12 protein-coding genes are annotated in these 14,708 nt (G+C 58.5%); 10 read left to right on the top strand and 2 right to left on the bottom strand.

The annotated features are described in order from the left end of the window. Positions 1-175 (bottom strand): 2Fe-2S iron-sulfur cluster-binding protein (locus RTU96_RS01705; protein WP_397356319.1); only part of this gene is annotated, 175 nt, incomplete at its 3' end. Continuing rightward, complete coding sequence (locus tag RTU96_RS01700) at positions 169-2,007, bottom strand: NAD(P)-binding protein (protein WP_312634608.1); 1,839 nt, start codon at positions 2,005-2,007, stop codon at positions 169-171. The genes RTU96_RS01705 and RTU96_RS01700, both read right to left, overlap by 7 nt. Before the next feature lie 319 nt (positions 2,008-2,326). On the opposite strand from RTU96_RS01700, the gene RTU96_RS01695 reads away from it, so the two are divergent. From RTU96_RS01695 to RTU96_RS01650, 10 genes are all read left to right on the top strand, one after another. Next, positions 2,327-3,253 (top strand): MoxR family ATPase, encoded by a 927-nt coding sequence (locus tag RTU96_RS01695; RefSeq protein WP_312634607.1) that lies wholly within the window; start codon positions 2,327-2,329, stop codon positions 3,251-3,253. Continuing rightward, entirely contained in the window at positions 3,253-4,974 is a 1,722-nt protein-coding gene (locus RTU96_RS01690) for a hypothetical protein (protein ID WP_312634606.1), read from the top strand. The genes RTU96_RS01695 and RTU96_RS01690 overlap by 1 nt, the downstream gene beginning before the upstream one ends. A 332-nt stretch (positions 4,975-5,306) precedes the next feature. Continuing rightward, a complete protein-coding gene (locus tag RTU96_RS01685; protein WP_312634605.1) occupies positions 5,307-6,689 on the top strand; it encodes a sigma 54-interacting transcriptional regulator in 1,383 nt (460 codons plus the stop codon). 216 nt (positions 6,690-6,905) lie between these two features. Next, positions 6,906-7,994: a TRAP transporter substrate-binding protein gene (locus RTU96_RS01680; protein WP_312634602.1), complete on the top strand. Its 1,089-nt coding sequence runs from the start codon at positions 6,906-6,908 to the stop codon at positions 7,992-7,994. Between the two features lie 64 nt (positions 7,995-8,058). After that, a complete protein-coding gene (locus RTU96_RS01675; RefSeq protein ID WP_312634600.1) occupies positions 8,059-8,604 on the top strand; it encodes a TRAP transporter small permease in 546 nt (181 codons plus the stop codon). Continuing rightward, a complete protein-coding gene (locus RTU96_RS01670; protein ID WP_312634597.1) occupies positions 8,601-9,893 on the top strand; it encodes a TRAP transporter large permease in 1,293 nt (430 codons plus the stop codon). Before RTU96_RS01675 ends, RTU96_RS01670 begins: the two co-directional genes overlap by 4 nt. A 21-nt stretch (positions 9,894-9,914) precedes the next feature. After that, complete coding sequence (locus RTU96_RS01665) at positions 9,915-11,204, top strand: acetyl-CoA hydrolase/transferase C-terminal domain-containing protein (protein ID WP_312634595.1); 1,290 nt, start codon at positions 9,915-9,917, stop codon at positions 11,202-11,204. 66 nt (positions 11,205-11,270) lie between these two features. Further along, positions 11,271-12,494 (top strand): acetyl-CoA C-acyltransferase, encoded by a 1,224-nt coding sequence (locus tag RTU96_RS01660; protein ID WP_312634594.1) that lies wholly within the window; start codon positions 11,271-11,273, stop codon positions 12,492-12,494. 14 nt (positions 12,495-12,508) lie between these two features. Further along, positions 12,509-13,360 carry a 3-hydroxyacyl-CoA dehydrogenase family protein gene (locus tag RTU96_RS01655; RefSeq protein ID WP_312634593.1) on the top strand — a complete coding sequence of 284 codons (852 nt, stop codon included), beginning with the start codon at positions 12,509-12,511 and terminating at the stop codon, positions 13,358-13,360. Between the two features lie 69 nt (positions 13,361-13,429). Further along, on the top strand, positions 13,430-14,551 hold the full coding sequence (locus tag RTU96_RS01650) for a glycerol dehydrogenase (RefSeq protein ID WP_312634592.1): 1,122 nt from the start codon (positions 13,430-13,432) through the stop codon (positions 14,549-14,551). Positions 14,552-14,708: the final 157 nt, after the last annotated feature.

Genomic DNA, 14,708 nt, shown 5'->3' with positions numbered 1-14,708 from the left:
TAAGCCGCTGGGTCCCCTCCAGCTCCACCACGCAGATGCGGCAGGCGGCAATTTCGTTGATTTCCTTCAGATAGCACAGGTGAGGAATGGGGATGCCTGCCTCCTGAGCCGCGCTTAAAATCGTGGATCCCTCGGGGACGGAAAGAAAACGTCCGTTAATTTCAATATTTACCATTTTTCCACACGTCCTCCCTTGAAAATCCCGTAGCCAAAGTGGTCGCAGCGCAGGCAGCGGGAGGATTCCTCCCGGGCCTCCTGATCGGTAAAGCCACACTCAATGCACTGGAAATCGTGCACGCGTTCTCCCGCGTCCCGCTCGCCGGTGTTGATGCGGCCACGGGGCCTCAAGTCGGAGAGGTCGGGGGTGGGAATCTGCACATCCGTCACAATCTCGTGGTTGAACCCTAAGTACTCGTCGATATTGGCGGCGGCAACCTTCCCCGCCGCGATGGCGCGGATGACGGTGGCGGGGCCGGTGACGCAGTCGCCCCCGGCAAACACGCCTTCCACGTCGGGAAGCTGGGTGCTGGAAGCCGCCAGCACTGTGCCGCCACGCTGGATTTTCACGCCGCTCTGCTCAAAGCCATGGGTTTCAATGCCTTGCCCAATGGCCACGATTACCACGTCGGCGGGAATGCGCCGGGTATCCACATCCGCGTCGTTGGGCCGGGGACGGCCCAGAGAGTCCATCTCGCCAATAATCTGGGGCCTGACCCACAGGGCCACCGCGCGGCCCGACTCGTTGGCTTCGATCCGCAGAGGGGCCTCCAGCGTCAAAACCTCCGCGCCCTCGGCGATAGCGCCCTCTATCTCCTCCTGCTGGGCGGTCATGTCCGCCTGACGGCGGCGGTATACGCAGGAAACCTTTGCCGCCCCCAGACGAAGAGCGGAGCGGGTGACGTCCATGGCCACGTTGCCGCCGCCGATGACCACCACGTTCATCCCGGCAAAGTCCGGCAGTTCCCCGTCGCCGATGCGGCGCAGCAGCTCCACGGCCGAAACCACGCCCAGACTGTCCTCACCGGGAATGCCCGTTTTCTTGTCGGTGTGGGCGCCCACGGAGAGATACAGGCAGTCATACTTCCGGCGCAGCTCATCCAGCGAGGGACTGGTGCCCACATCCACCTCTGTGTGGACCTCCACGCCGAGGGACAAGATGGAGGCAATCTCCTCGTCCAGCTTTTCCCGGGGAAAGCGATAGCTGGGGATGCCGTAGCGCAGCATCCCGCCAAGGTGCTTCTGCTTTTCAAACACGGTGACACGGTGGCCCATCAATGTGAGGTAATACGCGGCGGACAGACCGCCGGGGCCGCCGCCCACTACGGCCACGGTCTTCCCCGTGGAGGGTGCGCAGGCGGGCTGGGGTACTTCGCCGGCCTGATCCACGGCGTACCGCTTCAGTCCCCGGATGTTCAGGGGATCATCCACCATGTTTCGGCGGCAGCGGGCCTCGCAGGGATGCTCGCAGATGTAAGCGCAGGCGATGGGGAAGGGATTGTCCTTGCGGATGAGCTTCACCGCGTCGCCGTACCGCCCAGCGTTAATCAGGGCGATGTAGCCGGGAATGTCCACCCCTGCGGGGCACAGGGCCACGCAGGGTACCGGGTTTTTCAGGCTGCCCAAGCACCGGTGGCGGAGGATGTGCTCCTCATAATCGTCCCGAAAGCCCAGAAGGCCCATGAGAACCAGTTGGGCGGCGTTGATGCCGATGGCACAGTCGGCGGTGTCCACAATGGCTTGGGCCGTCACCTCAATGCGGTGAATGGCGCGGACATCCGCCTCTCCGTCCAGAACGCCTCGCAGCATATTGGAAAGCTGCCCCAGTCCGATGCGGCACGGGGCGCACTTGCCGCAGGTCTGGGCATGGCAGAGATTCAGAAAGTTCAGCGCCATGTCGATGGGGCACAGGCCCGGAGGACTGGCTGCGATGCGGCGTTCCATGCCGCGGTATAGCTGATCCACCACGGATTGGGCCTGACTGGGCGTGTTGATGTCAAGTCTGCTCATGGGCTTCTCACTCCTTTTCCATATTCCTGTCTGCTTTGCATAGCTCATGAAAATAGCCGCCCGCAGGCGTGGCTTCGGGACCTGCGCATTCCGGGAAGCTGCCATAAAGCTGCCCGGTGCAGTCCCGCGCCTGCGAGAAAGCATTTTTGTCAGTTTACTACCTCCAGCGGCAAGATACAACCGTCTTTTGTCGGTTTTTCTTGAAATGCTGTCGGAATAGCCAGGGCAAGGTTTGACAAGACAGAAAAACTCGCGTATAACAAAAGAAGGAAAAACACGAGGCAGGCGACCCGCAGCCGCCTGCGGAACGGAGGACGATATGGGCGAGCTGATGGATTTTTTACGGGCTGAGGGCGTGAGTGAGGCCCTTTTGCAGGCGGCGGAGAACTGGAAAAATCACCAGTCCCCGGTGCGGGAAGCGGCGCTCCACCGCATTCCAAAGCCCCGCTATCCCTATTACGGTAAGGAAATCTGGGAGGAGGCCATCTCCGCACTTTTGAGCGGCGAGCATCTGTTGCTGGCAGGCCCCAAAGCCACGGGAAAAAATGACTTGGCGGAAAATCTCTCCGCCCTATTCGGGCGGCCCCAGTGGGACGTGTCGTTTTACATCAACACCGACGCGGCCTCTCTGATCGGGACGGATACCCTCTGCGGAGGGGAGGTTTCCCTGCGCCACGGGCCCATTGCCCGCTGTGCGCTGGAAGGGGGCTTCGGCGTGCTGGATGAAATCAACATGGCAAAAAACGAATCTCTGGCCGTGCTCCACGCCGCGCTGGACTTTCGCCGCTGCATCGACGTACCGGGCTATGACCGTATCCCGCTGTCTGAAGCTTCCCGCTTTATCGCCACGATGAACTATGGCTATGCCGGAACCCGGGACTTGAATGAAGCGCTGGCCTCCCGGTTCCTTGTCATCAATATGCCATCCATCACGGAGGAAAATCTTCTAAAGCTTCTGGGGCGGGAGTTTCCGGAGCTGAAGCCCGCCTATGCCGACCAGATGACAAGTTTGTTTACTGACATCCGCAGAAAGTGCGACAGCGCGGAGATTTCCACAAAGGCGCTGGACCTGCGGGGCCTGCTTGCCGCCGTCCGCCTGATGCGGCAGGGACTGCCCGCCGTCCGGGCGCTGGAGCTTGGCATTGTGAACAAGTGCTTTGATGAGTTCGAGCGCCAGTTGGTGGAGGACGTGGTAAAAAGCCGGGTGCCGGAAGACCTGTCGGGCCGGGAAGCCTTTGCGCTCTGATGGAAATTCAGGAGCACGAGCAACGCCGGGCAAGAAATCAGGTCTGGACGGCGGCGGAAGAATACGAGTTCGAGCCGGAACTGAAAACCTATGACGCGCAGGGCCGCGCGGATTTATACTGGAACACGGTGGCGGGTTGCGTCCGCCGGGACTGGGGCGGCGCGCTGGAAAGCCTGTTTGCTTCTTTCGAGGGCTTGCCAGACCGCCGGATTTATGAGCAGCTCGCGTGGCTGGGACTGGAGAGCGCGGCGTTTGCGCAGGAGCGAGACAGCCGCCCCGCCATGGCGGCGCTGCGGCAGAGCTATGCCCGCAAAACGCTGGAGGCCTTTGAACGGGCTCCTTCGGATCGGCTTGTCCATGTTCTTTCGGTCGGACGCTGCCGGGAGATTTTAGGACATGACTGCGGGCTGAAGGGCAGCGACCGGGAGATTCTTGCCGCGCTGGACCTGCCGGGAGAGCTGGACGGGGCGGCGCTTGCCCAGCGGTTGGGGCAGGCGCTTGCGGTCTGGTTTGGGTATGCGCCCGCGGACGCCCCAGACGCCGAAGACCCGGAGAAGCTGCGAGCTGTGAGAAGACTGCACCTGTTTGGCAGGCGGCAGAAAAACAAAGCCCCGCTGCCCAGCCTTCGGGAGTTTGGCTTCGGCTTTGGAGAGCACGCTCAGGCTGTGGAAGGGGGCGGCGGCCCCGCGCCCCAGCGGCGGCTGGGAGAGATGACTTTGGCACAGAGCGAGGAGGCTCTCCGGGCCTATATTTCCAGCTATTTCGGCGCGTCGCTGTACCCGACGGACAAAGTGCAGCGCTTGGAGCGGGAGCTGTGCACGGGGGACCACAAGGGCTGCAACCTTTATTACGCCCGGGGCGGGGCGGAGCTTGACAAGCACGCCCGGGGCTTCGCGGCAGAGCAGCGCAGGGCGGCGCTGCGGCAGATGGAGAAGAACAAAGCGGCCTATGAGGCGAACTCCACCGTCAACCGGATGACCGTGGCGCGGCTGACGGCCCGTATCCGCAACGCCATGCAGACCCATTTACAGCCCGAAACCGTGCGGACCTCCGCGGGGCTGCTGGACGCGGCGAGAGTCTGGCGGGCGGAATGCCTGGGAGATGACAAGATTTTCACCCGCATCCTGCGGGGAGACCCGGGCGCACTGTGCGTGGACCTTTTGCTGGATTCCTCCACCTCCCAGATTTCCCGGCAGGAGACTGTTTCCTCGCAGGGGTATATGATTGCAGAGAGCCTGACCCGATGCGGCATTCCCGTGCGGGTGACGGCGTTTTGTTCCCTCAGCGGCTACACGGTTTTGACCCGCTTCCGGGACTATGGGGAGACGGATCGGAACGAGATGATCTTTCACTATTTCACCACCGGCTGCAACCGGGACGGGCTGGCTGTCCGCGCGTTGGGCCGGGATTTGGAGGACGCGCCTTGCGAGCACCGGCTGGTGATTCTCCTGTCCGACGCAAAGCCCAACGATGTGATTAAAATTGCCCGGAGCGGCGGCTTTCGGGATTATGTGGACCGCATGGGCGTGGTGGATACGGCGCAGGAGGTGCGCAGTCTTTCCCGCACCGGCGCGGCCGTGGTGTGCGTTTTCACCGGGGAGGATGAGGACTTGCCTGCCGCCCGGACCATCTACGGGCGGAATTTCACCCGCATCCGGCGGCTGGATCAGTTTGCCGACACAGTGGGAACGCTTCTCCAGAATCAGATCTGCAACCTGTGAAAATTCCAATGAGTCCGGCGAAAGTCGGCGCTTAAAACGCAGAGGTCCCGCCTTTTGGCGGGGCCTCTGCGTTTTTTTAGCTGAATACGAGAATCGGTGGCTGTTGATGGGGAATGGTATGGCAATGGAGGGGCCGATGTGGAAGACGGAGAAGGGACAAGCCGCGCTTAATATCGGGCATACGAAAGAGCGCACAATAAACGCCCGTGGGACCCTTCTAGGGGGGAGGTCTGGACAAGACTTTTACTTGACCCGCCCAGACGGGTTAAGATATACTATGCCCACAAGATGAAAACAAAGGACATTGCAGGAGAGGGGGCGCAAGCGGAACCATGTCTGAAAAAGTAAGAGCCCATCTGACTGATCAGGAGTATCATCTGATTCTGGAAAATTGCTGCGCGGATTTGTTTGCCACTGATGGACGCGGAAAAATCATCTATGCAAATGAAGATTCGGTGCAGGTGCTCTGTTGCCCTTTGGAGCAGCTTTTAAGCATGGATATTTATCAGCTTCGGGCAGAGGGCTATGTCAGCTACTCCATGACGGACGAGGTGCTTCGCACCCGGAGACAGGCGCTGGGCACATATTTTAATAGGACCGGACAGGAAGTGGCCTGTGTCAGTACGCCGATTTTTGACGAGGCGGGCGAGCTGCGCATGGTGGTGACATATAGCCGCAGACTGGATATTCTGGAGACGTTTCAAAAGGAGCTGCAGCGGGAAAAGGAAAAGCTCAAGGGCTATCAGGCCGCCATGGAGATGACCGATTACCGCGGGGAAAATCAGGTTGTGGCGGACGATCCCGCCACCCGGAAAATATTTTCCATTCTGGAAACGCTGGCACGGATGGACAGCACGATTATGCTTTACGGAGAGTCCGGCGTGGGTAAGGAAGTTGCCACCAACTTCATCCGCCGCCACAGCGGAAGGAGGGACGCGGTATTTGTGCCGGTGAACTGCGCGGCCATCCCCAACGAGCTGATTGAGGCTGAGCTTTTTGGTTATGAAAAGGGGGCCTTTACCGGCGCTTTGAAGGAGGGCCGGGCCGGCTTGTTCGAGGTGGCCAACGGCGGGATTATCTTTATGGACGAGGTGGGAGAGCTGCCTCTGACTGCGCAGGCAAAGCTTCTCAGGGTGCTGGAGAGCGGAGAGTTCCGCCGCGTGGGTGGAAGCAAGACGCAGAAGACGGATGTGCGAATTATTGCCGCCACCAATCGGGATTTGAAGCGGATGGTGGCGGAAAAAGCCTTTCGGGAGGATTTGTACTACCGGCTCAACGTGGTACCAATCACGATTCCGCCTCTGCGGGAACGGCCGGGGGACCTGCGGGCTCTTGCCAGCGTTTTTCTGGCCCAGTTTAACCGCAAGCACGGAAAGGCCAGGGTTTTGTCCGCACAGGAGTTGGCAAATTTGCAAAATTACAGTTGGCCCGGCAACATCCGGGAGCTGCGCAACACCATCGAGCGCTTTGTGCTCATTGGGGAGCTTTCCTCGTGGGAGACGGAAATAGGCGGAGGCAATGCCGCCAAGGAGGCAGACCCGCCTGCCCTGCCCGAGGGTCAGAGACCGCTGAAGCAGGTGATGGCGGAATTGGAGGCGTCTTATATCCGTCGGGTTCTGGGGGAGAATGGCGGAGATGTGGACAAAACCGCAGACTGTTTACAGGTGAGTCGCTCCGGGCTTTATAAAAAACTGAAAGCGGCAGGCCAGGATTAAGCATGTCTGCGCAAAATTGCAAGCTGTCTATATTTTTAGACTTTCTAAAAATATAGACAGCTTTTTCTACATTTTTAGACTTTTTAAAACAATTATAAACATCAGACAAATTATTCAATTAAAATTTGTGCAAAATATATCCTTGGAAATGGCATGGTAATTGCTCTAGGGTTGATAAGGCACGATTTATTGCCAATTAAAATATGGAGGAAGACTATGAAGATGAAAAAGTTAAGCGCACTGCTCATGGCCTTGCTTTCGGTCAGCACTCTGCTGGCCGGGTGCGGCGGCAGCAGCCAGAGTTCTCAAGGCTCTCAGGCGGGTGGAGAAACCTACAAAATTCAGTTGGCCGGTTCTGTGGCTGAAGAGCATCCCATCACTCAGGGCTTATACAAGTTTGAAGAGTTGGCGGAGAAGTACTCCGATGGCCGTATCGAGGTGGATGTCTATCCCAACGGCCAGCTTGGCTCCAACAGAGAGTATTACGAGCAGTGCCAGCAGGGCAACATCCAAATGGCCGAGGGCGGCGCCGTGGTGCTGGCCAACTTTACCGACAGCTTCAAGTTCATGCAGCTTCCCTATCTGTTCAACAGCCGCGAGTCCATCCAGAACTTCCTGAACAGTGAGGATGGCAAAGCGCTGACAAAGAAGATTGCCGAGGAGAGCGGCATTTATCCTCTGGCGTTCTTTGAGAACGGCTGGCAGGCCCTGACCAACTCCGTGCGGGAGGTTAAGACCCCTGCGGATCTGAAGGGTCTGAAGATTCGTACGCAGGAGAACGACATCCTGCTGAAGGTTTACACCGACATGGGCGGAAATCCCATGCCCATGGCCTTCTCTGAGCTGTTCACCGCCATGCAGCAGAAAACCGTCGACGGTCAGGTGAATCCCGCGCTGATCGCCTCCACCGGTAACTATGACGAGGTGCAGAAGTATATCACCGATGTGGCCGCCGTTTACGACGCCACCGCCATTTCCATCAACTATGACTTCTATCAGTCCCTGCCCGCCGAGCTTCAGGCCGTGGTGGATCAGGCTGCGCAGGAGGCCACCCAGTATCAGCTCAAGCTGTCCGCCGAGGGCGAAGAGGGCGCATATCAGGAGTTGTCCGATGGCGGCATGACCGTCACCCGTCTCACCGACGAAGAGCGCGAGGCGTTCAAGGCCACCACCACCGGTGTGTACGACTGGTTCCGTCAGCAGGGCACCGAGCCGAATCTGGACACCTACATGGAGAAGATTCAGGTTTGCAATGACAAGTTCACCAACGGCGAATTGGAAGCAATCACCGGCGTAGAGAAATAAATACGCATGAAATTCCGCCGCCTCCCGGAAGTCTCCGGGAGGCGGCAGCGGAGAGGAGATAACAATGGCAAAAGCAAACCAGATTTTGGACCGGGTTTTAAATTTCTTTGAAACCTATGTCTGCGCCGTTCTCTTTTTTATCACCTGCGCCATTATTTTCATTCAGGTGGTATTCCGGGCCCTGGGACTTCCCGTGGGCTGGACGGAGGAAAGCGCCCGTTACCTGTGCATTTGGGTCATTTATCTCGCGGCCAGCAAGGGCGTGAGAAATGGCAACCACATGTCTGTGGACCTGCTGCCCATGATTCTCAAGGGCAAGGCCCGGGTCGTACTGTATATCATCGCATCTTTGATTTCACTGGCGTTCTTTTTCATGCTGTGCTATGTGGGCATGCAGGTTCTCAGTTCCATGGGCGTGCGGCCCCAGTATTCCGCAGCCAACAAAATTAATATGCAGTTTGCATACGCGGCGCCTTATGTGGGCGCGGGTATGATGATTGTGCGTGGGCTTCAGCGATTGGTGGTCCTTGTAAAGCAGCTTATCGGCGTTCTTCCCATGGAAGAGACTGATAGCGAAAAAATGATGAAGCAGGGAGGGGAAGCGGAATGAATGCAGGATTGATTTTGATTGGCACCTTTTTTATTCTGCTGGTGCTGAACGTCCCCATCGCTTGGTCCATCGGCATGTCCGTGACGTTGTACATGCTTACCTCCGGTTCCTTTGGCCTTTCCTATATTGCCCAGACCATGTTTACGGCCTGCGATTCCTTCACGCTGATGGCGATTCCGCTGTTCATTCTGGCGGGCGCTCTGATGGAGGGCGGCGGCCTGAGCAAACGGCTGATTGACTTTGCGGACTCCATGGTGGGCCACAGGCAGGGCGGCTTGGCAATTGTCACCGTTCTGGCCTGTATGTTCTTCGGCGCCATTTCTGGTTCTGCGGCGGCCACCGTGGCCACCATCGGCGTCATCATGGTTCCCTCCATGATTAAGCAGGGATATTCCAAGGGCTTTTCCTATGCGCTGATCGCCGCCGCCGGTGTGCTGGGCGTGCTGATTCCGCCGTCCATTCCCTTTGTGACCTATGGCGTGGCAACCAACGCCTCCATTGCCACCATGTTCATGGGCGGCTTTGGCCCCGGCATCCTGTGCGGCGTTTTGCTGATTGCCGTGTCCCAGTATATCTGCCGGAAAAACGGCTGGCAGGGCAACGGGCGGCAGTTTACATGGAAGCGGGTGGGCCAGACCTTCGTCTCCGCCATCGGCGCGCTGCTGGTTCCCGTCATCATTCTGGGCGGCATCTACGGCAGTATTTTCACTCCCACCGAGGCGGCCGCCGTGGCTGTTGTGTATGCCCTTATGGTGGGCTTCCTGATTTATCGCGAGCTGACCTTTAAAAAGTTGGTGGCTTCTCTTTCAACCTCTGCCGTCACCACCGCCACCATCATGGTCATCGTGGGCACCGCCACGGCGCTGGCCCGGATGCTGACGCTGGAGAAGATTCCCATGGAGCTGGCAAACTGGATCGGCGGACTGACCGACAGCCGCATTCTCGTGCTGCTTGCCATGAACGTGTTCCTGCTGCTGGTGGGCTGCGTCATGGACGGAACCCCCGCCATTCTCATTCTGGCGCCCATCCTTCAGCCCATTGCCGCCGACTACGGTGTGGATATCATCCACTTTGGCCTGATGATGTGCCTGAACGTGGCAATCGGCTTCTGCACGCCGCCGGTGGGCCTGAACCTGTTTGTGGCCAGCTCTCTTGGTAATATTCAGTTTATGTCTCTGTGCAAACGGATTGTGCCCTTCCTGCTGGCGCTGATTGTGGCGCTGATGCTGGTGACCTATATCCCGGTGATTTCGCTGGGCATCCCCTGGCTGTTCGGCTATGGATCCTGATTGAAAAGGTGATAAGAAAAAATGGATTGGAAAGCAACCTATCAAGATAAAATCGTCTCTGCGGCGCAGGCTGTCAAATGTGTGAAATCCGGAGACACCGTGGTGCTTCAGCAGGCGGCGGGCACGGCCATGCACCTGATGGACGCGCTGACGGACCGGGCGTCGGAGCTGAAGGACGTAAAGGTCATCGCCCACAATATCTGGGAGACGCCCCGTTTTCTGGAGCCTCAGTATGCGGGGATTTTCCGCCACGTCAGCCAGTTTTTGGACCGGGGCACCCGGCAGGCATACCGGGAGGGACGGGTGGACCCCCTGCCCGCGTTCTACTACCAGATGCCCAAATACTACCGCGAGCATCCCGCGGATGTGTTTTTTGTGATGCTGACGGAGCCGGACGAAGAGGGCAATTGCAGCTACGCACTGAACGCGGACTATTCCGTTGCCAACATGGAGGCCGCAAAAACCGTGGTGGCACAGATCAATCCCTCTCTGCCGTGGACATATGGGGCCAAGGTTTCGCTGGATAAGCTGGACTACATTGTAATTCAGGATCAGCCCCTGCCGGAGCTCACCAAGAGCGAGACGGGCGGTGTTGAAGAGCAGATCGCCGCCCACATCGTTCCTTTTATACAGGACGGTGCCTGCTTGCAGCTTGGAATCGGCGGCCTGCCCAACGCCATTTTGAATTTCCTGAAGGACAAAAAGCATCTGGGTATTCATTCCGAGGTGCTGTCCGACGGAATTATCGACCTCTATGAGTCCGGCGCCATTGACAATAGCTGCAAAACGCTGGACAAGGGAAAAATTGTCTCCAACTTCCTAATCGGCACCAAGCGCCTGTTTGATTTCGCGGACCACAATCCGGATCTTCTGGTGGTGCCGGTGGACTATACCAACGACCCCTATGTCATTGCGCAGAACGACAATGTGATTTCCATTAACTCCTGTTTGCAGGTGGACCTGCTGGGTCAGGTAAACGCGGACACCATTGGCGGAAGGCAGTACAGCGGCTGCGGCGGACAGATTGATTTCGTCCGCGGCGCCCAGATGTCCAAGGGCGGAAAGTCCTTTATTACCCTGCCTTCCACCGCCAAAAAGGGCGCGGTCTCCCGCATCATCCCCCACATGGAGACAGGCACGCCCGTGACGACTTCCCGGTTTGATGTGCAGTATATCTGCACGGAATACGGCGTGGTGAATCTCAGCGGCAAAACGGTCAGCCAGCGGGCGGAAGCCCTGATCGGAATTGCCCACCCGGATTTCCGGGAAGAGCTTCGCCGTCAGGCTGTGGAAGAGGGATTGATCTGGTAATGATGGGGCGGGGCGAAACCGCCCCGCCCTCTTCCATGAAAACAAAAGTAAGAGGGTCTTATAATTATGAAAAAAGCATACATCGTTGCCGCTAAGCGCACGGCAATCGGAAAATTTCTCGGAAGCCTGTCCCCGGTGAAGCCGGGAGATATGACAGCGCAGGTGATGAAGGCCGTTATCGCGGAAAGCGGCGTGAATCCGGCCGAGATTGATGAGGTTCTGGTGGCCCATCAGCATTCCGCCGGACAGGGGCCCTCCATCGCCCGCCGGGCGGAGCTGGAGGCGGGCATCCCCGACCACGTTCCCGCCACCACGGTCAACATGCAGTGCGGCAGCGGTCTGAAAGCGGGAATTCTGGCGTACAACGCCATTCAGGCCGGTGCAAATCTGGTGCTGGTTGGCGGTGTGGAAAATATGTCTCAAGTGCCCTATATTCTCACCAACCGAGTCCGCAAAGGGACCAAGATGGGTCCCACCTCCGTGGATGTGCAGGACTCGCTGTACTGCGACGGCCTGATTGACCAGTTCAACGGTTATCTGATGGGAATGACGGCAGAAAATGTGGCCGTGAAAGAGGAAATTACCAGGGAGGAGCAGGATGAATTTGCCCTCCGTTCCCAGACTCTGGCGCGGCAGGCTATCGAGTCCGACCGGTTCCGGGATGAAATTGTTCCCATCCGCTATCAGGACCGCAAGGGACGGGAATTTGTGTTTGACACTGACGAGAGCAATACCCCGGGAACAACGTATGAGGCACTTGCAAAAATGCGCCCCGCCTTTAAAAAGGCCGCCGAGGGCGGAACCGTGACCGCCGGAAACGCCTGCCAGCTCAACGACGGCGCGGCGGTGATGCTGGTGGCCTCTGAAGAGGCGGTGCTGGCCAACGGGTGGAAGCCCATGGCGGAAATCGTTTCCATGGCCACAGTGGGCATCGACCCGGCCATCATGGGTCTTGGACCGGTGAAGGCGGTGATCAAGACGCTGAATCAGGCGGAACTGTCCCTGAAGGACGTGGACCTGATGGAGTTGAACGAGGCGTTTGCCGCCCAGTCCCTTGGCTGCGTAAAGGAGTGGAGCGCCCACTACGGAATGACCAAGGAGGCCATTCTGGAAAAAACCAATGTCAACGGCGGCGCCATCGCTCTGGGTCATCCTGTGGCGGCCTCCGGCGTGCGGATTCTGGTGACGCTGATGCACGAACTGAAAAAGAGAGAGAAAACCTTGGGTCTGGCCACGCTTTGCGTGGGCGGCGGCATGGGCACCGCCATGCTGATCCGGCGGTGCGATTGAGAGGAGCAAATACAATGGAAATGAAAAAAATTGGCGTATTGGGAGCGGGCATGATGGGCTCTGAAATTGCCTTGTGCTTTGCCATGAACGGCTATGAAACGGTTTTGACCGACGTGAATCAGGAGCTTGCAAACAAGGGCAAGGAGAAGCAGTCGGCGGCACTGGACCGCCGCATTGCCAAAGGAAAGATGACGGAGGACCAGAAAGAGCAAATTCTGGGCCGGGTATCCGCCAGCGGAAATGTGGCGGACATGGCGGATTGCGACCTGATTGTGGAAGCGGTTTTGGAAAGTCTGGACATCAAGACCAACGCCTATAAACACATGGACATGGTCTGCAAGCCGGAAACCATTATCGCCAGCAACACCTCCAGCATCTCCATCACAAAGCTGGCCGCCGCCGTGGGACCGGACCGGGCGTTCATCGGAACCCACTTCAATTCGCCCGCCAGCATCATGAAGCTGGTGGAGGTGATTCCCGGACTTCAAACACGGGAAGAGACAGTGGACACGGTATTTGAGGTGCTGCGTTCCATCGGCAAGGAGCCGGTGCGCGTGAAGGACGTGGTGGGCTTTGCCCTGAACCGCATGTTCCATGTGTTTTATCTCGAGGCCTGCCGTCTGGTGGAAGAGGGCGTGTGTTCCGTGGAGGATGTGGACAAAATCTGCCTGTACGGGTTAGGCCATCCCATGGGAATTTTCAAGCTCATCGACCAGACGGGCCACGACCTGAATATGAATGTGGATGAGATTCTTTTCAGCGCCTACGGCGAGAGATTCCGTCCCTCTCCGCAGATTCAGCGCTTACGGGATGCAGGACGCTTGGGAAGGAAGAGCGGCGCGGGCTTTTATGAGTACAACAAGTAACGTGCAAAAAAAGGGTTTCCCGGAGCGCTGCCCCGTGGTATTCTATTGTCTGGAAACGGAGGAACATCAATGAGAGGAAAACTAATCGCGCTTCCCTCCAGATATATGCAGGGAGCGGGCGTTTTACAGGAGCTGCCGGGGCTTTTAAGCGAGCGGGGAATTAGAAGGCCCATGCTGCTTTGGGGTCATCGTACCAAAGCCTCCACGGAGGGCGCGGTGCTGCCTGCCATGGAGCAGGCCGGGATTCAGCCGGGAGAATATATGCTGGAAGGCCAGTGCTCCCGGGCAGAATGCGCCCGGGTGGTGGCGGCAATGAAGGATGCCGGGTCTGATGCAATCATCGGGCTTGGCGGCGGCAAGGCGCTGGACCTGAGCAAGGGCGTGGCCCATCAGGCGGGGGTGCCCTGCATTGTGGCACCCACCATTCTCTCCAGCGACGCGCCGCCCACCGCCTGTACCGTCTGGTACAACGAGGACGGCAGCTTCAGCGACACGGAGGGCTGGCCCACCAACCCGGACATCGTGCTGGTGGATACCGCCGAGTGCATCAAAGCGCCGCTGAGAATGTTCCTTGCGGGCATCGCGGATTCTCTGGCCACGTATATGGAGGCGGAGCCAAGCTATCGCAGTCATATGCCCACGCGGCTGAAATATCTGCCCACCATCACGGCCCGGACCATGGCAAAGCTTTGCTGCGAGGTCATCCGGGCCGACGCGGAGGCGGCAATTCTTGCCGCCAAAAGCGGCGTGGTCACACCCGCTTACGAGCGGGTGGCGGAGGCCAGCATTCTCCTCTCCGGCATCGGCTGGGAGAGCTGCGGAACTGCTGCCGTCCACGTGTTGGGGACCCGCCTGGCGGATTTTCCCCAGCTTCACGCCGTGATGCACGGAGAGAAAGTCTCCTTTGGCATCGTGACCCAGTTGATGCTGGACCCGGAGGCGGACATGGCCCAGGCGGAGGAGCTGGTGGACTTTATGGTCCGGCTGGGCCTTCCCGTAACCATGGAGGACATCCGTCTGGATCAGGTTCCCGAGGAGGATCTTATGGCATGGTGCCGCAAGCAGTGTGTTCCCGGCAGCAGGCTGGACGCCATCGCGCAGGGCATCACCGCGGAGGAGCTGATGCGGGCGATGCACGCGGCCTCTGCCTTCGGAGCGACCCGCAAACAGCAAGCAAAATCGCAGAACTGAATCAAACCGGATTGCCACATAAAGGCGAGGGGCCGTTCTTTAAAGAACGGCCCCTCGCTTCAGCCTGTCGAAAAAGCTCAGATGACGGGGAGGTGTCATACGGGTTTCGTCACAGACTAAGGGGTCCCACCTTTTGGCGGGGCCTCTGCCCGATTCT

The organism is Oscillibacter sp. (assembly GCF_032018205.1).
Lineage (GTDB): Bacteria > Bacillota > Clostridia > Oscillospirales > Oscillospiraceae > Oscillibacter.
This window is presented reverse-complemented; position numbering and strand designations above follow the sequence as displayed.